At 57.1% G+C, this 26,357-nt stretch carries 22 protein-coding genes; 8 read left to right on the top strand and 14 right to left on the bottom strand.

Translation table 11 applies throughout. The features are described from left to right. Window positions 1–10 precede the first annotated feature (10 nt). Window positions 11–784, bottom strand: a complete 774-nt coding sequence (locus V3C20_RS05630; protein ID WP_161981372.1) for an MBL fold metallo-hydrolase — start codon at window positions 782–784, stop codon at window positions 11–13. A gap of 64 nt (window positions 785–848) precedes the next feature. Here V3C20_RS05630 and recN point away from each other — a divergent pair, with 64 nt between their 5' ends. Further along, on the top strand, window positions 849–2,507 hold the full coding sequence (recN, locus tag V3C20_RS05625; RefSeq protein WP_130084193.1) for a DNA repair protein RecN: 1,659 nt from the start codon (window positions 849–851) through the stop codon (window positions 2,505–2,507). 61 nt (window positions 2,508–2,568) lie between these two features. On the opposite strand, the gene V3C20_RS05620 is transcribed toward recN, so the two are convergent. Beyond that, entirely contained in the window at window positions 2,569–4,806 is a 2,238-nt protein-coding gene (locus V3C20_RS05620) for a heavy metal translocating P-type ATPase (protein ID WP_130084192.1), read from the bottom strand. 179 nt (window positions 4,807–4,985) lie between these two features. Here V3C20_RS05620 and V3C20_RS05615 point away from each other — a divergent pair, with 179 nt between their 5' ends. After that, window positions 4,986–5,948: a glycoside hydrolase family 16 protein gene (locus tag V3C20_RS05615; protein WP_130084191.1), complete on the top strand. Its 963-nt coding sequence runs from the start codon at window positions 4,986–4,988 to the stop codon at window positions 5,946–5,948. Window positions 5,949–6,046: 98 nt separating this feature from the next. Here V3C20_RS05615 and V3C20_RS05610 read toward each other — a convergent pair whose 3' ends face one another. The 4 genes from V3C20_RS05610 to V3C20_RS05595 form a co-directional block, all read right to left on the bottom strand. After that, window positions 6,047–6,700: a GDSL-type esterase/lipase family protein gene (locus V3C20_RS05610; protein ID WP_161981371.1), complete on the bottom strand. Its 654-nt coding sequence runs from the start codon at window positions 6,698–6,700 to the stop codon at window positions 6,047–6,049. A gap of 160 nt (window positions 6,701–6,860) precedes the next feature. Next, window positions 6,861–7,427, bottom strand: coding sequence for an elongation factor P (gene efp / locus V3C20_RS05605; RefSeq protein WP_067569176.1), 567 nt, complete (start codon window positions 7,425–7,427; stop codon window positions 6,861–6,863). Window positions 7,428–7,550: 123 nt separating this feature from the next. Continuing rightward, the gene (locus V3C20_RS05600; RefSeq protein ID WP_067569173.1) at window positions 7,551–8,009 is read right to left on the bottom strand and encodes a hypothetical protein; all 459 of its coding nucleotides are present in this window, start codon (window positions 8,007–8,009) and stop codon (window positions 7,551–7,553) included. Window positions 8,010–8,038: 29 nt separating this feature from the next. Beyond that, on the bottom strand, window positions 8,039–9,295 hold the full coding sequence (locus tag V3C20_RS05595; RefSeq protein WP_130084189.1) for an acetylornithine transaminase: 1,257 nt from the start codon (window positions 9,293–9,295) through the stop codon (window positions 8,039–8,041). Window positions 9,296–9,490: 195 nt separating this feature from the next. Between V3C20_RS05595 and mscL the strand changes: the two genes are divergently transcribed. Both mscL and V3C20_RS05585 read left to right on the top strand, forming a co-directional pair. Beyond that, entirely contained in the window at window positions 9,491–9,904 is a 414-nt protein-coding gene (mscL, locus tag V3C20_RS05590; RefSeq protein ID WP_130084188.1) for a large conductance mechanosensitive channel protein MscL, read from the top strand. Window positions 9,905–9,989: 85 nt separating this feature from the next. Continuing rightward, the gene (locus V3C20_RS05585; RefSeq protein ID WP_130084187.1) at window positions 9,990–11,150 is read left to right on the top strand and encodes an alkaline phosphatase; all 1,161 of its coding nucleotides are present in this window, start codon (window positions 9,990–9,992) and stop codon (window positions 11,148–11,150) included. A 26-nt stretch (window positions 11,151–11,176) separates the two neighbouring features. Here V3C20_RS05585 and V3C20_RS05580 read toward each other — a convergent pair whose 3' ends face one another. From V3C20_RS05580 to V3C20_RS05555, 6 genes are all read right to left on the bottom strand, one after another. Next, complete coding sequence (locus tag V3C20_RS05580) at window positions 11,177–12,379, bottom strand: MFS transporter (RefSeq protein WP_130084186.1); 1,203 nt, start codon at window positions 12,377–12,379, stop codon at window positions 11,177–11,179. 119 nt (window positions 12,380–12,498) lie between these two features. Next, window positions 12,499–13,095 (bottom strand): hypothetical protein, encoded by a 597-nt coding sequence (locus V3C20_RS05575; protein WP_130084185.1) that lies wholly within the window; start codon window positions 13,093–13,095, stop codon window positions 12,499–12,501. Between the two features lie 139 nt (window positions 13,096–13,234). Further along, on the bottom strand, window positions 13,235–14,827 hold the full coding sequence (locus V3C20_RS05570) for a hypothetical protein (protein WP_130084184.1): 1,593 nt from the start codon (window positions 14,825–14,827) through the stop codon (window positions 13,235–13,237). After that, entirely contained in the window at window positions 14,827–16,215 is a 1,389-nt protein-coding gene (locus V3C20_RS05565) for a hypothetical protein (protein ID WP_130084183.1), read from the bottom strand. Before V3C20_RS05565 ends, V3C20_RS05570 begins: the two co-directional genes overlap by 1 nt. Window positions 16,216–16,408: 193 nt before the next feature. Further along, window positions 16,409–17,590, bottom strand: a complete 1,182-nt coding sequence (locus tag V3C20_RS05560) for a hypothetical protein (protein ID WP_149873361.1) — start codon at window positions 17,588–17,590, stop codon at window positions 16,409–16,411. 436 nt (window positions 17,591–18,026) lie between these two features. Further along, complete coding sequence (locus V3C20_RS05555; RefSeq protein WP_130084181.1) at window positions 18,027–20,639, bottom strand: two-component regulator propeller domain-containing protein; 2,613 nt, start codon at window positions 20,637–20,639, stop codon at window positions 18,027–18,029. A gap of 229 nt (window positions 20,640–20,868) precedes the next feature. Between V3C20_RS05555 and V3C20_RS05550 the strand changes: the two genes are divergently transcribed. Continuing rightward, window positions 20,869–22,518, top strand: a complete 1,650-nt coding sequence (locus tag V3C20_RS05550) for a beta-N-acetylhexosaminidase (RefSeq protein WP_130084180.1) — start codon at window positions 20,869–20,871, stop codon at window positions 22,516–22,518. Between the two features lie 89 nt (window positions 22,519–22,607). Beyond that, window positions 22,608–23,762: a M42 family metallopeptidase gene (locus V3C20_RS05545; protein WP_130084179.1), complete on the top strand. Its 1,155-nt coding sequence runs from the start codon at window positions 22,608–22,610 to the stop codon at window positions 23,760–23,762. A gap of 231 nt (window positions 23,763–23,993) precedes the next feature. Here V3C20_RS05545 and V3C20_RS05540 read toward each other — a convergent pair whose 3' ends face one another. Continuing rightward, window positions 23,994–24,545 carry a hypothetical protein gene (locus V3C20_RS05540; RefSeq protein WP_149874317.1) on the bottom strand — a complete coding sequence of 184 codons (552 nt, stop codon included), beginning with the start codon at window positions 24,543–24,545 and terminating at the stop codon, window positions 23,994–23,996. Window positions 24,546–24,698: 153 nt separating this feature from the next. Between V3C20_RS05540 and V3C20_RS05535 the strand changes: the two genes are divergently transcribed. Continuing rightward, a complete protein-coding gene (locus V3C20_RS05535; protein WP_130084177.1) occupies window positions 24,699–25,247 on the top strand; it encodes a rubrerythrin family protein in 549 nt (182 codons plus the stop codon). Between the two features lie 116 nt (window positions 25,248–25,363). Here V3C20_RS05535 and V3C20_RS05530 read toward each other — a convergent pair whose 3' ends face one another. Beyond that, window positions 25,364–25,792: a hypothetical protein gene (locus tag V3C20_RS05530; RefSeq protein WP_130084176.1), complete on the bottom strand. Its 429-nt coding sequence runs from the start codon at window positions 25,790–25,792 to the stop codon at window positions 25,364–25,366. A gap of 316 nt (window positions 25,793–26,108) precedes the next feature. Between V3C20_RS05530 and V3C20_RS05525 the strand changes: the two genes are divergently transcribed. Next, complete coding sequence (locus tag V3C20_RS05525; protein ID WP_149873362.1) at window positions 26,109–26,354, top strand: hypothetical protein; 246 nt, start codon at window positions 26,109–26,111, stop codon at window positions 26,352–26,354. The last annotated feature ends 3 nt before the right edge of the window (window positions 26,355–26,357 follow it).

Below are 26,357 nucleotides of genomic sequence, written 5' to 3'. Positions count from 1 at the left end.
AAGGAAGAAATCATGGCAGGGACAGCCGCAGGCCATCATAGGCCGCCCCCACGTTCTCCGGCAGCCTGCCGGACAAAATACGGTAATCCATGTTATGGGAAAGGTGCGTCAGAAAAGCCTGTCCGGGTTCGATGGCCCTGATGGCGGCCAAGGACTCGTCCAGGCACATGTGAGTGGGATGAAGGTCATAGCGCAAGCCGTCGATAATCAGAAGATCCGCCCCCGTCATGCGCTCCAGGGAGGCCTCCGGAATACTCTTGACATCAGGCATGTACACCAGCCGCCTGCCTCCGGACTCCAACACGTAGGCATAAGTCTCCACTCCGGCATGCATAACGGGAAGAGGCGTCACCAGAACGCCGCCCACGTGGAAGGGTTCCGTCGTCTCGTGGGGTTCCGGCCGCACGTAGCCGGTTCTGGCCTTTCCGGACTCAAACGCCCAGCCGTACATGGTCCTCAAAGTCTTCATGGTTTCCGGGGAGGCGTACATGGGCAATCCTCCCGCTCTGCGCCAGCAGAAGGCTCGCAAATCGTCAAACCCGCCTATGTGATCCACATGGGCATGCGTGTACAGCACGGCATCCAGATCGGTAATATTTTCCCTCAGGGCCTGCTGACGCAGATCGGGAGAGGAATCCAGCAGGATACGGATGCCGGACGCCTCCACGTAAATGGAAGAACGCAATCGCTTGTTTCTGGGGTCCGGGGAGGTGCAGACCGCACAGGAGCAACCTATCTGGGGAACCCCGGTAGACGTGCCCGTGCCCAAAAAGAGAATGTTCATCACGGATGTCATGGTTGCGTTTAGAGCTGATTATGCCATAATGCATTCAAAATCCAAAGCCCGAATGCTTACTTTGCTGAAAATCAGGAACCTGGCTCTCGTGGACCAGCTGCTGTGGGAACCCAGCTCCGGCTTCATCTGCATCACGGGGGAAACGGGAGCGGGCAAATCCGTCATCATCGGCGCCATTCGTCTGGCGCTGGGCGAACGTGCGGACAAAACGCTCATCCGTTCCGGAGAACAGCAATGCAGCGTGGAAGCCGTGTTTCATCTCCCGAACTCATCCCCTGTGCACGCCATCCTGAACGAACACGGGGTGCCCCCCTGTGAAGACGGCAACCTCATCATCAAGCGCATCATCTCCCCCACCGCCAACCGCCAGTTCCTGAACGACAGCCCCTGCACGCTGAACCTTCTGCGGGAGGCGGGCGCCTGCCTGGTGGACATGCACGGCCCCAATGACCATCGTTCCCTGACCTCCCATGACAGGCAGCTCTCCCTGCTGGACGCCTTCGGTGAACACGCCCGGCTGACGCAGGCCTACGCGGACTCCTGGAGACAATGGCAGGACGCGCGCAGGGCGTATGACGACCTGGAGCACGCAGAAGCCGCCGCCGACCGGGAAATAGAACTGCTGCGCCACCAGGTGGACGAGATAGACGCCGCCGGATTCACCCTGGAGGAAGTGCTCACTCTGGAGGAACGCTGGCAGCGCGCCCGCAACGGAACAAGGCTCCAGGAGCTGGTATCCAGAATGCTCTCCATGCTGGAGGAAACGGACGGTCCCGGACTCGGCTCCCAGTTGCGGGAACTCTCCCGTGCCTCCCACGACCTGGAACGCATGGACTCTTCCACCGCCGCATGGCTGGCTCCGCTGAAGGGAGTGACACTGGAACTCAAGGAAATTGAAAGCCGCCTGGCGGACTACTCCGCGGAACTGGACTGCGATCCCCAGGAGCTGTTCCGGCTTGAAGAACGCATCAACCTGCTGGAATCCCTGAAAATGAAATATGGGCATTCCTTTGAAGACATCGCCGCACGACGGGAGGAAGCCGTACGCAGGCTGGACCGCATCGAGCACCGGACGGAACGCCTGGAAGAACTGCGGGCCGCCATTGCCCAGCTGCGCAAGCAACTGGACGCCGCCGGACAGGCCCTGACGAAAGCACGCCAGGCCGCCGCGCCGCGTCTGGCGGAATCTATCGTCAAACATTCACGGGAACTGGGCTTCCGTCAGGCCGTATTTGAAATATCTCTGACTCCGCTCCAGGACCCCGGCTCACAGGGGATGGAAACGGTGGAATTCCTCTTCGGCCCCAACCCGGGAGAACCCTCCAAGCCCCTGCGGCTCATTGCATCCGGCGGGGAGCTGGCCCGCATCATGCTGGCGATCAAGAGCGCCCTGGCCCACAAGGACTCCACGCCGCTGCTGGTGTTTGATGAAATAGACGCCAACGTGGGCGGGGAAGTGGCCCGGTCCGTGGGCTTTAAAATGCAGCAACTGGGCGCCAGGCATCAGGTCATCTCCATCACGCACTTTCCGCAGGTGGCCGCCCTGGCCTCCCACCACTATCTGGTCCAGAAAGCCTCCGCGGGCAACCGCACCATCTCCTGCCTGCGGGAAGTGGACCAGGAAGAAAGAATAGATGAACTGGCCCGCATGCTGGGTGGCGGAGGCGATCACGCACGCACGCTGGCCCAGGCTCTTCTGCAAAACTCCTGACATTCTTTTTCAGCCCCTTCTCCATCAAGGCAAAGCCCCTGTTCTGCAACGTCTCACGGCCTTATTTCTCCAGATAGGGCTTAAATGTGCGCAGCCTCAGGGAATTGAACACCACGCACAGGGAACTCAGGCTCATGGCCGCCGCAGCTATCATCGGATTCAGCGTAATGCCGAAAGCAGGGTACAGGGCTCCGGCGGCCAGAGGAATGCCGATCGTATTGTAGAAAAATGCCCAGAACAAATTCTGCCTGATAATGTGGAGCGTGGCGCGCCCCAATTGCAGGGCCTCCGCCACGCCGCGCGGATGACTCTTCATCAGCACGATGTCGGAAGACTCCATCGCCAGGTCCGTCCCGGACTTCAGGGAAATGCCCACCTGGGCGCATGCCAGGGCGGGCGCGTCGTTCACGCCGTCTCCGACCATAGCCACCCTGGCCCCCGCCTTCTCCATCTTCATGATGTGGGAGGCCTTTTCATCCGGCAGCACGTCGGAAACCACTTCGTCAATATGCAGTTCTTCCGCCATATGCCGCGCCGTAGCGGCATTGTCCCCCGTCAGCATCACCACGCGCATCTGCATTCTCTTCAAATTGTCCACGGCGGAAAGGCTGTCCGGCTTCAGGGAATCCGCCACCATGACCGCCCCGGCGGGGCGTCCTTCGCGTCCCACGTAAAGGGGAGAAGCGCCCTGCCTCATGAACTCCCTGAACCGCCCCTGTTCCTCCTCCCATGAAATCCCTTTCTCCTGCATGAACGCCAGGTTGCCGATGACATACGGTACTCCGTCCACCGTCCCCGCAATCCCGCGGCCGGGCACGATGGACAGGTCCGACACAGGCCGCACGGGCAGCTCCAGCATTCTGGCGTGTTCATAAATGGCCTTTCCGACCGGATGCTCCGATCCCTGTTCCAGGGCGGCCGCCGCTTCCATCAGTTCACTCGCATTCATGCCGTGCTCCGGCAGAACAGCCACCACGCGCGGCTCCCCGACGGTCAGGGTTCCTGTTTTGTCAAACACCACGGTATCCACACGGCTCAAGGCCTCCAAAGCGCTGGCGGACTTGCACAGAATGCCCAGGCGCGCGCCCCTGCCTGTACCCACCATAATCGCGATGGGGGTGGCCAGACCGAGAACGCAGGGGCAGGAAATCACCAGCACGGCAATCGCCCTGGCAAGAGCAAAGGAAAAGCCCTCCCCGGCAGCCAGCCAGATGCCAAACGCCGCAAGAGCAATGGCAATCACCGCGGGCACGAAGAAATAACACACCCGGTCCGCCAGCCGCGCAATGGGAGCCTTGGACTGGCCGGCCTGCTCCACCAGGCGGATCATGCGGGCCAGCGTAGAATCCCCGCCCACCCGTTCGGCGCGGACCTTGAGATATCCGGCGCGGTTGAACGTACCGCTGATCACCCTGTCTCCGGCGCTCTTATCCACGGGTAAACTTTCGCCCGTCAGATCGGACTCGTCCAGAGCGGCCTGTCCTTCCGTAATCACGCCGTCCACCGGAACCCTCTGGCCGGTCTTCACCACAATCAGGTCATCCACTTGGAGTTCATTCAGGGGCACGGCCCGTTCCTCCCCTTCATGCCAGACCAGGGCTTCCTGGGGAATCAAATTCACCAGACCCTTCACGGCGGCATTCGTCTTCCGGTAGGAACGGCGCTCCAAATACTTTCCCAGGGAAATCAGGGTGACGATCATGGCGGAGGACTCAAAATACAGCTCCATGGTATCCACTCTGCCGCCTTGCAGCATCCTGCCGCACAGCAGGAACAGGCCATACAGGAAGGCGGAACCGGAACCGATGGCAATCAGGGAATCCATATTGGGAGACAGGAAGGCCAGCTGACGCACGCCGTTGACCAGATAACGCCTGTTCAGCCACAGAATCAGGGCCGCCAGGATGCACTGCCCCCACAAATTCGCCCAGATCCCCCACTCTCCGGAAGGCGCCGGCCAGCTCCACATGGGCCCCATGGACAAATACATCAGGGGCAGCAGCAGCAAGACGGACCACACAAGCCGGGCGCCTCCGGCATCTTCTGCCTTTTCTTCTTCATCCTTGCCGGAAGGTGTTCCGTCCACCCAGTCCGCCAACTGGAATCCGGCTTTTTCCACCACCTCCGCCATACGGCCCCTGGCGGGAGAACCATGCTCCCGGAAAACGACGGTCATGCGGCCTGTCAGCAAATTCAACTCCACACTCTCCACCCCCTGCAACTCTCCCACGGCCCGTTCTACTTTGGCGGCACAGCCGGCGCAATGCATGCCGGAAACCAGATAATTCTTTTCTTCCATGGTCGTTAAAAGTGATTGTTTCCTTATTCAGACAAACTGAAACTCCTTATTGTTAGCCAATCCTAACACATGCCATGAAATTCTCAACACTCTTCCGCGTAAATGAACTTTTATGGCAAAAGATGACAAACCGCCTTACCTATGACCGTAAAAGATAAAACAACCGTCATTCACATCATATGAAAACCGCCTTCTTTCTCCGGTCCCTGGCCTGCGCCGCAATTCTGGCCGTTCCCGCCCATGCCCAGCTCTACTCGCTTCACGGGGACGGCGTCAAAAAAGCCGACAGAGTCGTGGAAAAGGCGGATTATTCCGGCTATGAACTCGTCTGGAATGACGAATTTGACAAGGACGGCCGCCCCGATCCCGCCAAATGGAACTATGAAAAGGGATTCGTCCGCAACAAGGAAGCCCAGTGGTACCAGCCGGAAAACGCCTATTGCAAGGACGGCATGCTGATCATTGAAGGCAGGAAGGAGAAGCGCCCCAACCCCCGCTACAATCCGGAAGGAAAAGACTGGCGCACCACCCAGAAGAATGCGGAATATACATCAGCCTCATTGACGACACAGGGCAAATTCTCCTGGCAGTACGGACGTTTTGAGATCCGCGCCAGATTCAGCCCTCGGGAAGGCATGTGGCCTGCGTTCTGGACACTGGGGGTCAGGGAAGGATGGCCCAGGTGCGGGGAAATAGACATCATGGAATACTACCAGTCCACGTATCTGGCCAACCTCTGCTGGGGATCCGCCAAAAAACACGTTGGCAAATGGAGTTCTACCTACACGCCTCTGAAATGGTTGCGGGAAAAAGACCCTCAGTGGGATTCCCGCTTCCATGTCTTCCGCATGGACTGGGATGAAAAAGAAGTGCGCCTGTACGCAGACGACATCCTGCTGAACAAGACCTCCCTGGACAATACAATCAACGCCGTTTACAAGGAAATCGCCAATCCCTTTCGGCAACCTCATTTCATCATCCTGAACCTGGCCCTGGGCGCCACCGGAGGCGATCTGAACAAACTTCCCCTGCCCCAGAAATACGAAATAGACTACGTCCGCATTTACCAGAAAAAGGATTCCCCCCACAAGGGGACTATCCCGTACCAGCCGGAAAAGAAACCGGAAGCCCGGATAGAATGATGGCCGGGAAGAACACGGTCCCGGAATTTCTCCCTTCAGGAACGTTACCACACTGCCAGGAGGCGTGAAAATCTTTTAAAATACCCGGCAGGCAGTCTCTATTCCGCAGCTTTCCCCTTGAGAACCAGGAGAATGTGTTCTGCCATGAGGGCGTGCCCCTCCGCGTTGGGGTGTACGCCGTCCACCAGCAGGCCCTCCTTGTCCTTCATGACCTTGTTGAGGTCGATCACTCTGGAGTTGGTGCTTTTGGCCACTTGTCGGATAAGCGGAATGACTTCACTGGAAATGCGCTCCCTGCTGATGCCGCCTTCCCGGGCCTCCTGGGACGGAATGGGCAACAGGCAATACACCTTCAACCTGGGATTCTCTTTCCTGAACTCCGCGATCACCTCCTTGTAATTATCCGCAAAATCAGCCTTGTGTTTCCAATTCACTTCCTTGCTGTCATTGGTCCCCAGGCCGATCAGCAACATGCCGGGTTTGAATGCCAGAGCGTCACGGTAAGCCTTTTCCCGTGTGATGGGCCGGTCGCCCTTGAAAAGCAAGCAGCGGGCGGACACGCCAAAATTTCCGACTTCCGCCTTCTTGCCCAAAGCTTTAGCCACACGCGACACCCAGCAATCCTCCTTCCTGACCAGCATTCCGGCGGTAATGCTGTCCCCCAGGCACGCAATCCGGACCGGAGACGCGCCATACGCCGGAATCAGCGCGTACCACATGCAAATCCCTAATAAAATGATCAACTTTTTCATGGCCGGAAATCTGTGATGAAAATGGTGTAACGCAAGCAGGGACGGATGTAAAGGAATCGGGCCGCCCGGCTTCTGGTCTTTCCGGCGTTTTGCCGCAGACATAAAAAAACCCTTCCCGGTGGCAATCGACCGGAAAGGGCGTAGTAGGAAAAAAGAACGCTTAGTTCACGCGGCCCAGGTAGGAACCGTCTTCCGTCTTCACGGAAATCTTTTCGCCGGGCTTGATGAACAGGGGAACCTGCACAACCAAGCCGGTGGTCATGGTGGCGGACTTGTAAACGTTGTTGGCGCTGTCACCCTTGATCCCTTCCGGGGCTTCCGCCACTTCCATCGTGATGGAGGCGGGCAGTTCCACGGAAACGACCGTTTCATCAGTGAAAAGCAGAATGTAAATATTGCCTTCCATCAGGTAATCCTTCACGGGTTCCACGATGTCCGGAGACACGGTGATATCCTCATACGTATCGGGATTCATGAAATGGTAGCCCATGCCGTCAATATAGCTGAACTCATACTCCTCACGGGCAAGGTTCACGCCTTCCAGTGATTCATTGGAAGTCAGGCGAAGGTTGTACACTTTTTTGGTGGAAATGCTGCGGATGCTCATTTGCACATAGGAAGCCATGCGGGGGGGGCACTTGTGCTCCATGCTGACTACAACGCAAACGTCATTGTTATGATTAACCGCGTGTCCCTTGCGAAGATTGATTACGGGTACTTTTGCCATGCGGCCCGTAACATACCATGTTTTCCCTCTCCGTCAAGCTGAAAAAAACCCGTCAACCCCTTGATCCGCTTGGCTGAAACGCTCTTCCATCATGACGGAAAAACCGCCCCCGGCCATGCGTTTCTAACGGCTGAGATCCTGCTGGAAAAGCACTTTGATGCCGGAGGAATTCAAAACCGTGCGTCCGAAATTCATGTCATCCACATGCAAGGCTATCAGGGACACCCCGGCAACGCGCGGCAGGAGGGGATACACGAAATTGACGTTCATCTCCGCTGAATACAGAACATCCAAACACCTCTTGAGGTCCGCGGGACCGTGGCGCAGAGCCGCCACCAGGACGTCGGAATCCGTATAGCAGATGCCCTTCTCCAGAAAAATCTCGGAAGTCCGTTCCGGATCGCTCACCACCAGCCGGGCGATTGTCGCTTCATGGCAGTCATGCATGCTGAACCCCAGACAGAAAATACCGTGCATGTCCAGCAGGCCCAAAAGGGCGGACAAGGCCCCCACCCGGTTCTGGAGCATCACGGAAAACTGCTTGACCGTACTGCCGGGCGGTTGAATGGCTTCATCCTGCATGACTGCGAAAAAACGGGTTGGAACTCTCTTTACTTCACGTACGTCTTGAGCACGCGCCTGATGATGGCGAGCGCCTGCTGAACCTCTTCTTCACTGACGTTCAGAGGGGGCAGAAGGCGTACCGTTTCCGGTCCGGCGGGAACGGAAAGCAAACCTTCCTGCCGCAGGGACTCCACAACGACGGAGGCAATCGTCTTGCCTTCCGGCGCGTCCACCATTTCCGGATTCAGGCCGATGCCCAGCAGCAGCCCCAATCCGCGCACCCCCTGCACCACGGGCAGATTCCAGGACTCTATCTCCGCACGGATTTCCGTACCCAGCCGGTGGGCGCGTTCCGGCAGCCCTTCGGAAACGACTTCCCGGAGAACGGCCAGGCTGACCGTGGCGGCAAGAGGATTGCCGCCGTAAGTGGAACCGTGGGAGCCGGGGTCCATGATGGAGGAAAGCTCCGTGCCGCTCTCGTCAATGGCGCGGTCGGAAATCCAGAAGCCGCCGATCGGGAAGCCGCCGCCCAGGGCTTTTGCCCAGGAAACGCCGTCCGGCTCCACGTCCGGGGCCACAGCGCGCCATCCCATGATATTGCCGCAGCGTCCAAAGCCGCACTGGACTTCGTCAATCAGTAAAAGAAGGTCATGCTTCCTGCATAGCTCAGCCAGCCCGCGCAGGAACTCCGGCGTCACGGAATTGACGCCGCCCTCGCCCTGAACGGGTTCCAATAGGAACGCGACCGTTTCCGGGCTGATGGCTTCGCGCGCCGTCTCCAAATCATTGAAGGGCAGGTGCCGGAACCCCGGCAACATCGGATCAAAGCCGATCTTGATCTTGTCCTGTCCCGTGGCGGACATGCTGCCCAAGGTTCTGCCGTGGAAGGACTTGTTGAACGTAAGCACCTCAAAGCGCGGTTTGCCGTCCGGCTGGGGGCGCCGGTGGCCGTAGCGGCGCGCCACCTTGATCAGCCCGTCATTGGACTCCGCCCCGCTGTTGGAGAAAAACACCTTTCCCGGACGCTCCACGCACTTGGTCACGATGAACTCCGCCAGATCCGCCTGCTGGGGAATCTGGTACAGGTTGGAACAGTGCACCAGCGTGGCGGCCTGCTTCTGCAGGGCCTGTGTGACAGCGGGATGACAATGCCCCAGCACGCAGGTGGCGATGCCGGCGCAGAAATCCAGATAGCACTTGCCCGTGCTGTCCCACAGACGGGCGCCTTCTCCGCGAACGGCTGCCATGGGATAGCGGCCATAAGTGTGAAGTACGTACTGGTTGAATTTCTCTTCTGTATTCATGGAGGTGAGGTTGAATAATGCCTCTGTAGTTTGCGCTTCTGGCCCCGTCTGTAAATGATTTTTTTAGGACCCACGTCATGATTTGCACATTTTATCCGGAACGGAAGTCATATCTCTGTTCAGGGCAGGATTTGATTTTTCTTTTCTTTTATCTGTACCGTATCAAAATAAATCCATCAACAGCATCAGTCCACTATGGCACATTTTCTTAATCCCAAGGGATTCCTGGAGGAATTCAAGGCTTTCGCGCTGAAAGGCAATGTTATTGACCTGGCCGTGGCCGTCGTCATCGGCGGCGCGTTCAACAAAATCGTCTCCGTATTCGTTTCCAGCATCATCACGCCCATCATCGGCTACCTCACGTCCGGCGTGAACCTTGCGTTCCTGACCCTTAAGCTGGGAGACGTGGAACTCCGGTATGGAGAACTGCTCCAGGCTACCATTGACTTCCTGATCATCGCCTTCTCCATCTTCCTCGCCATCAAACTGATCGGCGCCATGCACCGCAAGCAGGCGGAAACGGCCGCCGCGCCCGCACCCAAGCCGGATGACGTCGTCCTGCTGGAACAAATCCGCGACATTCTCCAGAAACAGGCGGAAACCAAATAGGCATTCCGCCGCCCGTGCCGGCTCTTGACGGAACCGGCGCCTTTTTCCCCTTTACTTGTCCGCTCCATGGCGGGAAAGTGGAGGCATGACTCTCCTGTTGCGTGTCCTGGCTTGTGCCCTGCTGCTTGTTCCGTCCCAGCTTCCGGCGGCGGATGCGCAGAGCTTTATATCGGAAAAGCCCTACCCTGTGGCAAACATCCGGGAGCCGGAACAGCACCTGCCTGTCAACAACGTCATCCTGATGATCGGGGACGGCATGGGCATCCACCACCTTTCCGCGGCGTGGGCCGCCAACCGGGGACGCCTGTTCATTGAAAACTGCCCGGTGACGGGTATTGCGAAAACCTGGTGCCGGGACAAGCTGGTCACGGACTCGGCCGCGGCGGGAACCGCCATGGCGACGGGGACCAAGACACTTTACAAAAGGGTGGCCACATGTCCGGAGGGCAACAAGCTGGACTCCCTGATCGACAAGGCGAAAGACATGGAAAAATCAACGGGCGTGATCGTCACCTGCGAACTGAATGACGCCACCCCGGCAGCCTTCTGCGCCAATAATGAAAAAAGATCCGACTCCTACGGCATCATCGGCGACTATCCACGCTCCCGTGCGGACTTCATCTTTGGCGGCGGAAGCAAATATTTTACCCAGAGGCCGGACGGGAGGGACATCTTCAAGGAAATGGGGGCCCTGGGCTATAAAATCGCCCGTTCCTGGGAGGAAGCCGCCGCCCTGCCGCCGGGAAAAACGCTCGCCGTCGTAGCTCCGGGGAACCTGCCCCCTCCCGGCAAAAGGGGCGCCGTACTCCGCCAGGCCACGCTGAAAGCCCTGGAAACCCTCTCCCGCAACCCCAGGGGATTCTTCCTGATGGTGGAAGGCTCCAACATCGACAAGGCGGCCCACCATGGCAAACTGGCGGAAATGATGGAGGAAATCTTCGACTTTGACCGGACGGCGGGAGCAGTGCTGGAATGGGCGGCGCGTCATCCCGGCACGCTGGTGGTCATCACGGCGGACCACAACACCGGCGCTTTCTCCCTTTCCGGGGGCAATCTGGAAAAAGGGGAAATCACGGCCCTGTTCTCTTCCGGCAACCATGACGGAGTGGCCGTTCCCGTTTACGCTTTCGGCTCCGGAAGCGGCGCCTTCACCGGCATCTATGAAAACACGGACATTTTCCGCAAAATCATGGCGGCCATGAAAGGGGAGGAAAACAAGGCTGTTCCCGTCAAAAAAGACTCTTGAGCAGTCTGCCTTCTTCCTGCTGCCCGCTATGCTTCGCCCTTCCGCGGCGGCGCATCCATGTGCCGCGCCACCAGGCCGGCTCCGGCCGTAGCCAGGCCGCCTATCAGGAATACGGCCTGCGGACCGCCCGTGCTCATCCAGATCAGGCCGCCCAAAACGCCGTAGGAAATGGAGGCCACATGGTTGATGGCCAGCCCCGTGTAAATACTGGGCGTAATATCCTCCGGCCTCTCGCAAATGCGGGCCACATACGTGCTGCGGGCCATGCCGAGCGCAAACAACAGGTTATCCAGAACGAAACAGGCGGTCACTACCGCCACGGCCCAGTGCGAAGGCAGCAGCCCGGGGGCAAACGCGTAAGCCAGGCACAGCAGGGACAGTGCAATGCTGTCGAAAATCGTGACATTCCTCTCCCCGAACCTCTTGATGCTCCACCCGATCAAAGGCTGCGTTCCCAGACCGACCACCCCGGCAATCAGCAGGGTCTTCCCGATATGCTCCGGAGACTGACCCAGCGTACTGACCATCAGCCAGAACCCGAATGTAAGATACAGCTGCTTGCGGATGCCGTGCAAAATTTCCAGCCCGTAATAAACGGTGTACCTGCGCTTGAAAACAAAACATTCCCGCCACCCGCGGCGCTTGGGAAACACGGGCGTCTTCACCCGGCTCAGAAGGACGGCAGCCAGCAGGCACACGCCGCCCATGATGAAAAAATCCACGGCAAAGGACTGGTTGAACTTCCACTTGATCCAGACGCACAAAGCCCCCAGCAGAGAAGCCGCCGTGCCGAGCGCCTTCATCTGCCCCAGCCTCAGGCTGCGGTTTTCGGGCCGCGCCGTATGAATCACGATGGTATCGATCATCCCCATCAGAACGTGCTGGCCCAGGCTCACCGTCAGAATCCACGCGGACAAAACCCACAGCCCGGTTCTGGGACCGCACAGGGCCAGCGCATACATGCCGCCGAACATCAGCAGGCAGGCCACGCCGGCCATGCGCACCTCATTGAACATGAAAAGCATGCCGACCACAAACAGGGAAAGGATGCCGGGCAGCTCCCGCGGCAGTTCGATAAACCCGCGCATCTCCACGTCCAGATGCTGGGCGTCCCGCAGGAAATTGCTGAACACCAGATCATACACGCCGCTCCCGAACTGCCCCAGGAACAGGGCCAGCAGCACAAACACCATCGTCTTTCTGATGCGGGGGGAAGCGGCATCACTCATAGCGGCAGGATACTCTCACAGGCCGAAAACAGGAGCAACCGCTATTTTTCAGGGATCAATGGTATCCATTCCCGGCTCCGCAAACATCATCCCGTTCCTTCGCCCGGAAATTCATATTACTATTCCCTTCCAGGCAACTCACCGGTCTTCACATCTTCCGGTCCGTGCGAACCTTCGCCCCTGCCAGTCTTTCCCTCCTCCGGCGGAAGAACGGTTTCCGGCTCCACCGCCTCCTCGCTGTCGCTGAGCGCGGAAGGAGCAGGCATTCTGACCACCCAAAATCCAGTCCCGTTCTCCCGGTCAATGCGTCCCAAATCAATTTCAAACACGCCCTCTTCCTCCATATCCCGGCAAAGAACCGACTCGTTCCATGCCTTGGAAAACCATCTTACACGTTCGGATGGCAGAGCTCTTACGCTATGCCCCGTCACCGGGACAAAAGGACGCGCCACCTTGAAAAATTCCCTGCTGTCCTTCATGGTAGGGAGAAAAAAGAAGTGGTCCACAGAGCCGCTCCCATCCAGAGAGAATACCTTCCCGGTAATATTGACGGGACGCACGACAATATCATCCTTCCCGGATACAGGGGAATCTTCCTCTACGGCCGCTGCCGCATGCGGTTCTTCATCTTCCCGCCCATAAACAGCGAGAGGCCACGCCGGGAAAAAGAAGCCGGCCGCCGTCAGGATACGCAGGACATGTCGCGATACATTCATCCAAGGATTTCCTGATTTAACCACAAACATGGCTCCTGACAAGTTCCAATCACACAGCCACACCTGCCGGCGCTGCTTTCCCGGTACATTCCAAATGTTTTTTCAGGAAAAACACGGAACACGTTGAAAAACTCTCTCATCATTCCGGCTCCTCGCTGTCGGGTTCCCGATCTTCTCCCCCCTTCCATGGCCCTCCCGTCTCCGGATCCACTCCACTGGATTTCATATACTTATTAAATTTGTTTTCCAAACCGTCATCCGGCTCCCACTTTCTCGGCTCCCTCTTCTCCGGTCCCAGCGCGTGCATCTTCTTCAACTCACGGTCTATCCTCCGTGCTGCCGGCAGCATGTCCCTCCGCAGGTCCTCCGCGATCACGCACGCCGCCGTCGTCCCCCTCACAAAGAAAATGGCGCCGTACCTCCCCTCGCGCGTCGCCCTTCCGAATTTGTCCAGCGTTCCCTTCAGGTACAGCGCGTAGTCCCCAACCAGGCTGTCGGACACGTTCGTCCGGCCCGCCACCACCACAGGATCCGGCTCCACAGGAGGATCTTCCTCCTTTTCCCCCATCGCCTTGCGCCGCGCCTTTTCTTCCAGCTGAGCCTGCCACAGACGCATGCGCGCCAATCCCTCCAGCGCATACGCGCGCGTCCCGCACTGCGCCACCGCCACATACACCGCGCTCCGGTCCTCATCGCTCAACAGGCACCGGCGCGCAATAGACGCCTCCGCCTTCCATTTCTCCAATACATAAAGTACCCCGCATTTTTCCAACCAGGCCTGGCAACAGTGGGTCAGCCGTTGCGGGTGCGGACCGGATTCCTCCGTCTGACGGTACCCGGAGGCATCCGGAAAGTGCAATTTTTCAGCCACCACCTTCCAGCTCTTCTCAAAGGACGGAATCACGCCTCTGTCGGGCGCCTGCGGCGGCGGAGGAGGATTCCCGTAACTGATCGTCCGACGATTATGGTCGTATTTCAGCTTTTTAGCCCTGGGCAGCAGGGACAGGATTTCCCGCTCCGCCTCCACCGCCTTGCTCGCCCCCGTCTGCATCTTGACGAATTCCCTCAGAATCGGAACCAGGTCGTCCTGCCTGATCGTCGGGAATTCGCGTTCCAGAGGCCAATCGAAATAATGGCCTCCTCCTACATCTTCCGTAATGACAGAGACATTTCCTTTCACGAAAGAGCGCAAGAGGCGCTTCTTCTTCTGCTTGTCCACATAATAAATCCACATTTCATCATCCTGTTCATGCAATTCCATGTTATCCCGCGAAGGAGTTTCATAAGCTCCGACGCCAAGCCATACAGCCATAATGCGTGGGAGTACCTTTCCGCTGCCATACCAGAACACAAAGGAGTGGACAATATGCCCTTTCTTGTCCATTACCAGCCATGAATTCAACCTAACAAATTCCCCGTCCAGCGTGAATACATAGTATTCTCCGATCTTCAGATTGTTTTTTACGGCCAGCTTTTCCGGCAAAGGCTCCTGAAGGTCCATGTGGGCGCCCATCAGGGAGTCATACATGATGCCAAGCAGGTCCCGGGTGGTCTGGGGTTCCTCATACGGATGTCCGAAGGTCATCCACTTGCCCCACTCCGACATTGATTCTTTTTCCAATGAATCATGCCTGTCTCCCTTCACAAAATACATGCCCACCCGCGCATCCGCAGGAACAACTTGCACCCAGCAACACAGGGCCAGCCAGATCATCACCACTCCCCTTCTCATTATTCCGGCTCCTCGCTGTCGGGTTCCCGATCTTCTCCCCCCTTCCATGGCCCTCCCGTCTCCGGATCCACCCCCTTCGACTTCAGATAATCATTGAAATTCATTTCTTTACCGGAATCCGGCTCCCACATCTTCGGCTCCCTCTTCTCCGGACCAAGAACGTACATCTTCTTCAGCTCTTCGTCCATCCTGCGCGCCAGGGGCAGCACGTTCCTCTCCGGGTCTTCCGAGATCACACATACCGCCGTCGTCCCCCTCACGAAGAACACGGAACTGTACATCCCCTTCTCCGTCACCCGGCCCAACTTGTCTAGACTGCCCTTCAAGTACAGCGCAAACTCTCCCACCAGCTTGTCCGACGTGTTCGTCCGGGCCGCGACCACCTCGGAATCGGGCTCCGGCGGATTGTCCCATTCCTTGTCTCCCTGCGCTTTCAGGCGGGATTCCTCCTCCAGACGCGCCTTCCAGAGTCTCATCTGAGCCAAACTATCCAGAGCAAACTCCCGTGTCCCGCACTGCGCCACAGCAATATACATGGACTTATGGGTACGTTCGTCAGGCAAATATCGGCATACAAGAGACGCTGGCGCTCCATATTCCCGCACCACATTCTTGACTCCGAATTTCTTCAGCCAATCCAAGCGGCAATGCGTCATCCTCTGAGGATGCGGACCGGAAGCCTCCGTTATTTTGTACCGGGAAGCATCCGGAAAACCCAGCTTATCCATCAACGGCTTCCTGTCTTTTTTAAAGTAAGGAATCATTCCATTGCGAAGCGCCTGCGGAGGTGGAGGCGGGTTCTCGTAGCGGATCGTCCGGTACATATGGTCGTATTTCAACTTTTTAGCCTTCGGCAGCACGGAAAGTATTTCCCGCTCCGCCTCCACTCCCTTGCTCAATCCCTTCTGCACACGGACGAATTCACGCAAAACCGGAACCAACTCGTCCTGCCGGATCGTCGGCGAGTCGTACTCCAGGGGCCAGTCGAAATAATAGCCGCCTGCCACATCTTCCGTAACAACAGAAACATTCCCCTTCACGAAGGAGCGCAGCCGTCTCTTCCCGCGTTGCACATCCACGTAATAGATCCACATTTCATCGCCCTGTTCGTGCAGTTCCATGTTATCCCGCGCGGGCGTTCCATACCCGGACATCCCAATCCACACGGCATCAATGCGCGGAAGCACCTTTCCGCTGCCGTAGCTGAAATTAAACGCATGGACAATATGCCCTTTTTTGTTCATTACCAGCCACGAATTCAAATCAACAGATTCCCCGTCCAGCGTGAATACATAGTATTCTCCTATTCTCAGATTGTTCTTTACGGCCATCTTTTCCGGCAGAGGCTCCTGAAGGTCCATGTTAGCTCCTATCAGAGAGTCATACATGATGCCCAACAGCTCACGAAGAGTCTTTGTTTTCTCTGTAAGAGGTGTAAACGTCATCCACTCTCCCCATTCCGACATGGACTCTTTTTCTACTGCCGTTTGTGTGGGTCCACTCAAAAAATACATCCCCACCCGCGCATCTGCGGGAACAGCCGTCCAGAACAATAAAAGTATCAGCAATAGCCTTTTCATATCAATTAATCAATCGGTGTTCCGTATCTCCTTCAGAAATATACCAGCGGTCATTCACTATCCCTTCATTTCGCTTGTCAATGAATTCATTCAACGTCATGGTGCCTACTTCGTGTTCTCCCTGTGGCGGCCTTTGCCCGTCCGTCGTCTTCTTACAAGGTGTACCGTCATAGACTTTTCCTCCATAAATAGCCACTTGATGGCCCCAGTCATACTTGCGCAGGATGTCCTGTGCGGCTGCTTCTCCATCTGTCACCAAATTCTGCATGGAACGGAATAAGGCGGCAGCTTCTACACAGATTAGAAATATCTTGTCTTCGGCAAAATTGTCTACCATTTTGTTGAGGAAAATGTCATGCACATAACCCTTTCCTTTCTGAAACTTCCGGCTATAAGATGGCATAAATTTTTCAGGATACCAGCTTTTCTGATAAATCCCCTTCACCAGCATTTTGGCATATTCCCCCGGCTCCGAACATGTTTGCGCGTCCTCCTTCGGAGTAGGGCGCAGAAGTGTATCAACAGCCAGCTTAATACCATTTTTCCAGATCTTGGTGTCCTTACTTGCGCTTTGGTCAATTTCCGCCTGTCTCAGGATCAGGAAGGTGTCCTGGATCGTGGTTCGGTGAACCTTTTCCAGATAAATATCATCCTTGCCCTCCTTGAGAACCCATTCCAGATCGATTTTCCCTTTGCGCATCTTGTCGCCCAGAGGTGCCTCAGCCGAAAAACGACCTGTCAGGAGTAATTTTCCGACTTCAATGGATTTTCTGATCTCTCCGTCTTGTTTTAAATCTTCCAAGATGTTATCTGCATCATCTTTGACAAATGGTTCCGCCCTTGCTCCCCACTGAAAGGGTTCCAGCTGCTTTGCGGTCAGTTTTTTGGATGAGAGCTGAAGTACGGTTTCCACCACTGGCTGCGACTTGACGGGATAAACAACGGCCATGTTCTGATTCACCAGCTTGCCGTCCTTGAATTCGGGCTTGTCGTTGATAACCTTTCCCTTCACCTTGTCCACCAGGTCAAATGCGTCATTGCTGATTTTACCGGGAACGGTATTGAACGCAATGGATTTGACCCGCATCTCCAACCGGGGATCCTGCACGAATACGCGGCGCAACTGCCCGCGCTTTTCCTTCCATTCCTCCTTTTCTCCCGGGGATTTGAGCCGTGCGCGCATGCAAACCAGAATGCGGTGATCATTTTCCGGCTGGATATTCTGGAGATCCGCCTCATACGGATATTCCCAGGACAGTTCTTCTTCCTTGGGCTTTACGTAGCCCCGGTCGTCCTCCATCTTCCATACCAGCTTGGCCTCCACTTCCGCATTCGTCTCCCGGTGAACGGTGGGAATGAATTTGCAGGAAGCCCGGAAATGCTCCCTGTTGTTCTCCGAGGTACGGATATAAACAAAGCTGTCGGAATCCTGGCTGTGCTCCAGTTCCACAATGTGCTTGGTCACGTTTTCGGAAGTAACCGTCAGATTATCTGTTTTCTTCCAACGGGCATCATCCACATCCACTTCTTCCGGTTTCCGGTCCTGGGCATATCCGCAGGCGAACAGGCAGGTCCAGACACCAAAAACCGCACCGGCAATCGGCAATAGGCGTAATACGTTATTCTTCATCATTATTTTCGGGTTGTTGAGGGGGAGCTTCCTTGAGAAAACGTTTCAGTTCCTCCAGAGACATTTGCGGGGGGGATGCCGAACCCGGGAGATACTGCTTCCAGTCAATGCCGCGGGCCGCCATTTGGGACAGCTCTTCCCGGCTCAGGGGCAGAACGTTGGGGCTGTTGGGCCTCCATTCCCTGGAACGATAAATAACGCTGCGTTCCTGTAGCTCGTTCCATGAACGGATACACGCCCTATCAAAAGCGTTCCTCAATTCGCCGTCCCAGAGTTTCAGGGAAAACTGCCATACTCTCAGCAATTCCCGGTGCTGCACGTTTTCGGCGCGGGGCATCAGATGCTTTCGCATGGACCTGTAGGCCCGGAGACGGTCCCGCTCTCCGCGGTCCCACCGGGAGGGAGAAGGCAGGTAATCCGTAAAAGCCCCGCTCCACAGGGAAAGAACGTCCATGGGCAGGTCATCCCCTGCCGACAAACCGTTTACGGAAGGAATATAAGGATCCCTGGACGCCAGGATGGGCAACGTGTCGTATTTCCCGTCCAGCCTTGTCACGAAAACACCATTGACGATCGTATTAAACGACGCATTGCGCCTTACGGTGAAACCGCATGAGACGGGCCCCTTCACCAAAAATCTCTTGTACACGCCGTTCCCCGCAAAATCCTTCACCCGCGTCCGCGCTTCCACCGGCTTACCCTGCTGGTCGAATATTTCCTCCTTCCTTTTGTCCATATTCCTGCCCCAGGCCCCTTGGGGAGGCTCTTTCCCCTGGAGAAACCGCATCCGGTTCCCCTGGATCAGGAAATTGACAAGGCCCGGATATTTCGGCTTCCATGTCCGGGCTTCCAGGAGAAAATCCCGGTAGCCGTTGTTCCCCTCCCTGCCGTTCGGACTGTAAAAATACAGGGCCACCTCGTGCAACCCTTCCGGAATATCCGTTACCACCCAGACATTCGGCCCGTCAAACGTGCTTTCATAAGCTTCCCCGTGGTCGTCCCATTCCGCCTCCGTGCGCGTTCCTACTTCCGGGCAATAAAGTACGTTGCGGTTCTCCGGCCAGCTGGGCCTGTGGCACCAGGCGCGCAGAAAGTCCTTTTTCCTCTTATGGGGACCCATGTAACCGCGAATGTCCACTTCCAGAATTTTTTCTCCCTTGGTCACTGCGCCGGGTTGGCGCCAATCCGGATAGCGCGTAGAAAAATAGGTATTGCTCAAAGGAGCGTTTACGGCACACAAAAGAGCCTGGTCCTGTCCATAATGGCCACACCAGTCCCCGCGCGTCGCCCAATCCTCCCCTACGTACACCACTCCCGTAGCGGGCGAATTCCCTCCTTCCTTCACCGCCGCCGCATTCCGTATGCGTTCCACCGGCGCTTCCCGGGGATGCGGGGGCGTGGAGGCGGCTGGCGCCTGGATACGGTATTTGGCTGTCTCTCCCACCTTTTGCAGCCCTCCCCCGTTCGTGCAGGCGTACACATCCCCGCCGGGCAACACTACAAAACTCCTGACCCACTTGGCCCTGCCGTTGCGCTGCCTGTCCAGCGATCTTTTTATCACCTTCATTCCCGCGGGATCCACCAGAGCCGCCCCCTCCTTGCGGAATCCCACCCACAATCCTTCGCGGCAGGGCAGCAGCGCCGTCACGTAATCCTCCGGCAGAACGTCCGGCTTCCCGATTTCCGACGGAAACCCCGTTTTGCGGAAGACGGAGGGAAGCCCTCCGTAAATACCCTTGTTCTTGGCCGCCGCATCCTTCCCGCGCGTATAAAGCCACTTGCCATCACGCAGCCATGCCAGGCCGCAACTGGTTGCAGCCCATACGTGCCGGGTTCCCGCCGCCGCCACGGCGTTGCACAGATTGGAGGGCAGTCCCGTTCCGTACATTTCTCCGGGCTGGTGCATGCGCCTGCCTTCATCCCAGTGCCAGGGCGACTGCGTGTTGTTCCATTTTTTCCATCCGCTCTCCGGAGTGGAAATCCCCACTCCGCCGCACTGGTAGCCCGCCACCAAGGCTCCACCGGCCATGAAGGCCAGGGATTCGATCTGGTTTTCCGCCAGCCCCTCGGCCCTGCTGACGGCCGTCCAATTTTTTTCCGCCGGGCTGTAGATGCTCAGTCCTCCGGAAGTAGCCACGGCCACATCCCCCGTCTCCGGACTGACCTGGATATCGAAAACGCGGTCTCCGGCGAGGCCGTTGAGCCGGTTATAGACCTTCCATTCCCGTCCGTTCCATACGGCCACCCCTTCATGCGCGGTGCCGGCCCAAATGCGTCCCTGACCATCTACGGCCAGCGCGTAAATGTTGGGGGAATCACCGGGAAAACCGGGAGTCTTGTTCATCTGCTGCCAGGAGCCTCCCGGAATAAGCCTCCAGAGCCCCTGATTCTCGGAAGCGGCCCAGAGGGCGCCCTGGCGGTCGACAACGGCATCCATCAGGAAGGAGGCAGGACACCGGGGAATGGAAGAGGAAGCCTGCTGCGGAGCTCCGGAGCTTTTGGGGGCGCCATGTACCGCCGTCAGGGTCAGGGCGCCCGCGAACAGGCAGACAGACAAACGGATCAGGGCGCGCCAGGTACAGGTCACTGAAAGAGAAAACATAGTAAAGAAAGATAGAGGAATTATTCTGATGGAATAATAAAGGAGACATTTCGTCAATTAAAAAATAATTGTTATAAAATTGTGATCCATCCTCCGGTTTTCAAATAGCCGGGAAATGCTCCAGGATGCCCCGTTGAAGGGGAAAATCCAACCTGCCGCGCCGGAAACAAAAATAAATAAAAATGCAGAACGGAATTTTTTGCAGGCACCGCCCGTATTCCTTCTTGTCATGACTTCCATCCCCTTTCCTGCGGCAACAGCTTTTATCCTCGCCCCTTTCTGCTGGGGAGCCCCTTCCGCCCCCGTCCAGGAGGTTCCCGCCATCATTCCACGGCCCGCTGCGCTGGAATTCCAGGCCGGACAACCCGGTTTTTCACTGAAAGGCGGCGTAAAACTGCCGGAGGGCCATCCCCTTTCCGTACAGGCGGAGCGGCTTTTCCGGGAAAACGGCGTCAAAACGGCGATGGTGGAACAGGACGCCGACATTTCCTTTACGGAAGACAAATCCCTGGGAGGGGAAGGCTACCGCCTGACCGTCACCCCGGATTCCATTTCCATTGCCTGCGGCGCGGCCAACGGCGGGCTCCATGCTCTGCAAAGCCTCATGCAGGACATCGTCACGGACGGCGGCGGCGCTCCTGCGCTGGCCGCGCTGAAGGTAAGGGACCAGCCCCGCTTCTCCTGGCGCGGCATCATGATGGACAGCTGCCGCCACATGATGCCCGTGCGGGACATCAAGAAAGTGCTGGACCTGATGTCCAGGTACAAATTCAACATCCTGCACTGGCACCTGACGGACGACCAGGGATGGAGGCTTCCCGTTGCCAAATACCCCAGGCTCACGGAAACAGGAGGAACCCGTGCGCAATCCCCCATAATCGGCAGCCGCAGCAAGCCGGACGGCAAGCCCTATTCCGGCCATTACACGGCGGAGGAAATCAGGGAGGTAGTCCAGTATGCGAAGAACCGGGGCATCACCGTTATTCCGGAAGTGGAACTGCCGGGGCATGCAGCCGCAGCCATCGCCGCCTATCCGGAGCTGGGAAACGCAGACATTCCGAATTACGCCCCGAAGGTGCAGGAAACCTGGGGAGTCCACCCCTACACGTTCGCCCCCACGGAAAAAACCTTCCGCTTTCTGGAAGACGTCATTGACGAAGTGTGCCGCCTGTTCCCGGACAGCCCGTACATCCACATCGGCGGAGACGAAGCCCCCAAGGACCAGTGGAAGCAGTCTCCCGCGGCACAGCAGGTCATGAAAGACAAGGGCCTGAAAAATGAGCACGAGCTCCAGAGCTACTTCGTCAGAAGGGTGGAAAAAATGATCAACGCCCACGGCAAAAGGCTGATCGGCTGGGATGAAATCCAGGAAGGGGGGCTTTCCCCGACCGCCACCATGATGGTCTGGCGGAGCTGGATGCCGGACAGCGCCAGGCATGCCCTGGAACAGGGCAACGACATCGTGATGACGCCCAACAGCCACCTGTACTTTGACTATGACCAGGGACCCGGAAAACCCGCCGCCGCGGAATACGAAACCATCAACAACGACTCTCTCACCTGGCAGCACGTGTACTCCCTGGAACCCGTCCCGCCGGGGACGCCGAAAGCCCGGGAAAAACAGGTCCTGGGCTGCCAGGCCAACGTCTGGGCGGAATACATCCCCAACCTGCCGAAGTGGGAATACCAGGTTTTTCCCCGCGCTCTGGCGCTGGCGGAAGTAGCCTGGACGCCGCGCGAATTGAAGAACGAGCAGGACTTCCGGCTGCGGCTGGAACGCCAGCTCCCGTTCCTGGACGCCCGCGGCGTGAACTACAAGAGGCCGGACAACGGCGCTCCCGCACGCCCGGATGCCGTCATCACCCGGGAACTCCGCTGAATCCGGGAGGAAACCATGCCGTGCGGCCCTCCCCGAGGCCGCATTATGGACTAGCCAAGTCCCAGGAAAACCATTACATTGGCGGCATTATGAATTTGGAACTGCTTCGTCAGGTTTGCGCAACTCCGGGCGCTCCGGGGTTTGAAGACAAAATCCGCGACTTCATCATTCAGGAAGTGGCGCCCCTCGTAGACGCCATACGCGTGGACAACATGGGCAGCGTGATCGCCATTGTGGAAGGCAAGGATACGGAAAAAACCATGATGGCCGCCGCCCACATGGACGAAATCGGCTTCATGGTCCGCCACATTGACGACAAGGGGTTCATCAAATTCCTGCCCCTGGGCGGATTTGACGCCAAGACGCTGACCGCCCAGCGCGTGATCGTACACGGGAAAAAGGACCTCATCGGCGTCATGGGCGTCAAGCCCATCCATGTGATGTCCCCCGCGGAACGCACCAAGCTTCCGGAAGTGACCGACTTTTTCATCGACCTGGGCATGAGCAAGGAGGAAGTGGAAAAATACGTCTCCGTGGGCGACTCCGTCACCCGCGAACGGGATCTGGTGGAAATGGGCGACTGCGTGAACGTCAAATCCCTGGACAACCGCGCCGGATGCTACGTACTCATTGAAGCCCTCCGCGCCATCAAGGCTTCCAAAAAGAAACCCTCCTGCAACTTCGTGGCCGCATTCACCGTGCAGGAGGAAGTGGGCCTGAGAGGCGCGCAGGCCGGCACGCTGGATATTCTGCCGGACTTCTCCATCGCGCTGGACGTCACCATCGCCTGCGACATTCCCGGCACCCCGGCGCACGACCAGGTCTCCCGCCTGGGCGAAGGCGCGGCCATCAAGCTCTATGACGGCTCCATCATCGCGGACCGCCGCATGGTTCAGTTCATGAAAGCCACCGCGGAAGCCAACAAGATCAAATGGCAGGTGGAAATGCTGCCCGCAGGCGGAACGGACGCCGGAGCCATGCAGAAATTCGTGCCCGGCGGCTCCATCGCCGGCGCCATCTCCGTTCCCACGCGCAACGTCCACCAGGTCATTGAAATGGCCAGCAAGAGCGATCTGGATGCGGCCGTGGACCTGCTGGCCGCCTGCGCCATGAATGTGGACAAATGGGACTGGTCCTGGAATTCCGTCAATCAATGCCAGAGCGTCTGCGGCAAACCGGCCAAGGCATCCAAGGCCGCTGCCAAGACCGACAAAGCCGCCGCCAAGAAAAAGAAGGCCAAGTAAAGCCAGTCTTTGATACATCCCTGAACAGCAGGCCGCACCCGGGAACGGATGCGGCCTGTTTCATGGGAAAGCTTGTCCGCATCATTCCGGAAAACGTGCATGACCGGCAGGGCCATGTCTCCATAAACCGGGTCTGGCATTTCCCTTCCCCTTCGGCGGCATGCCGCAACCGGCAAAAAAATCTCCCGGCATCCTAAAGACACCGGGAGCGAATCAATGAGAAAAGGAAAATTACTTGGCGGCGGGAGCCGGTGCAGGAGTAGGAGCGGGAGCCGGAGCGGCATCCACTTCCACTTCTTCTTCCTCTACTTCAACGCCTTCTTCCGGGCCGGAAGCGCCGGTCTTTTTCATGGCGTCCTTCAGAGCCTGGCTGCCGAAGAAATCGGCCTGCTGCAAGCGCTGCATGTCAGTCATCATGCCCATGAAAATGGGCAGAAGTTCAGCTTGGCGGGCTTGCATGGCGGCGTCCACCTGGTCCGCCAATTTCTGGGCGTCCTTGGAAAGGGCCTCGCCCTTTTCATTGATCTTCGCCATCTTTTCGGCGGCCGCATCTGCGGTGGCCTTGTCCTTTACCGTGCTGAGCGTAGCGGACATTTCCTTCATCAATGCCAGCATCTGGTCTGCGGCTTCCTTCGCTTCCTTGGAAACTTCAGCGGCCGGTGCAGCCGGCTCCGCAGGCGTTTCAGCAGCCGGCGCGGGGGCCGGAGCCGGGGCATCCTGGGCGGAAGCCATACCTGCAAATGCCAGGGCACATGCCGAACTAATTGTTACAATGCTCTTCATAGCGTTCTCCTTGTACAGGCTCTCCATGTCTGCGTCAATGCCTCATTGTGTTACGGCTCCCTCTGATGCCGCAGAAAACGTGTTTTGCCATTTTTTCAAGCTTCCGGACTTTTTCAGTTGCATCTTTTTAGAATTATTATAAATTTAATTCCGATGACCAAGACCATAGAAAATCTGAAAGCCGCCATTATTGGCGAAAGCACCGCCTCCGCCACTTATGCGGCCTATGCAGCCAAAGCTGCCCAGGAAGGGCAGCCTCTCATCCAGAAACTGTTTGAAGCTGCTTCCAAGGCTGAATCCGTCCATGCCGCCAACCACAACAAGGTACTGGAAAAACTCGGAGCCAGCATGGACCCCTTTGACATCCAGATTCATGTGGGCACTACGGCGGAAAACCTGAAAGCCGCCATTGCCGGGGAAACCCATGAATTTGAAAGCATGTATCCGGAATTCATCGCCGCAGCGGAGGAAGAAGGGCAGAAGGCCGCCGTCCGTTCCTTCACCTGGGCCACGGAAGCGGAAAAGGAACATGCCGAATTTTACGCCGCCGCCCTCCAGGCCCTGGAAAACGGAGACACCAGCGCCCTGCCCGGACAATACTGGATCTGCCTTGTGTGCGGGGACACCTTCAAATCTCTGGAAGGTGTGGAAGCCTGCCCCCTCTGCGGCACCAAGGCTGAAAAATTCCTCGTCATTGGATAAACTCTGCTTGAGCACCGGAGACCTTCCATGACATTGCAAAACCGCCCGGGTTATTCCCGGGCGGTTTTTTACACCAGCTTCCGCAATACACGCGGGCCGGAAAAGAGCAAGAGTTTCTATTTAGCGAACTTTTTCTGCAGATTCTGCGAATATTGTTCCAGTGCCTCCTGCTGCTCCTTCTTCAGCTCCTCCACCTTCTTCAGGTCGCCGGCCTTCTGGGCAGCCTCGATTTTCTTTGCAAACTCTACCTGAATCTTGCCTTGATCAACGAGATTCAAATCCTTGGCTACGGAGAACAAATACCCACCCGTAGCTATGCCGCCGGCAATCATGCCCACGACGATCATGATGATGCCGAACATGGTGGCCTTTTTACATACGGCCACAATGGCGCATACGATGGATACTACCGCAAGCAGAATACCGATAAGGGCCGCCATCATGCCGAACCATGGAAGCACCACGGCCAGCACGGCACAAGCGACCGTAATACCTTTAAGGACTCCAGAACATTGACAGGCAACAGGTTGGTTTTGAGTTTCCATATGTCTCCTATATACCTTGCCACAGCTGATTGTCAATCATTGCCAAAGAATCTCAGGTAAAAAATTCCAACATCATTCGGTTTACGGAATTCCGGGTAAATAATGCCGGTAGCCGGAAATTTGCTCCTGTGCAGCCACAGCCGCGCCCTCTTCCATGAAACTCCACTTGCAGGCAAATCCGGTAAAACCTGTTTACCTCCCTTTCCCCATGTGTACCAGGCGTCCTGACAGATACAGCGGTCATCATCTCCATTAAAGATGGGCTTGCAGAAATGAAAAAGCAGTGCTAATGGTTGGAGATCAACTAATTCCAATAATGAAAAAAATCTTCCTCATACTGACCGTTTGCTGTCTGTGGCTGTGTACTGCCGCCGCCTCGGATGAAACTTGGCTGCAGGACATGGAAAAGGCAAAACAAGCTGCGCAAAATGATGGCAAGGATATCCTGGTGCTTTACAAAATCGGGGAATACCCCCTGTTCAGTGACGAAAATCCGGAGCCCTTGTTCCATTCCATTCACTTCACAAATGCCGCACGCCGCAACTACATTCTGGTGAAGTAGCAA

The organism is Akkermansia sp. RCC_12PD, from assembly GCF_036417355.1.
Classification (GTDB): Bacteria; Verrucomicrobiota; Verrucomicrobiia; order Verrucomicrobiales; family Akkermansiaceae; genus Akkermansia.
This window is presented reverse-complemented; position numbering and strand designations above follow the sequence as displayed.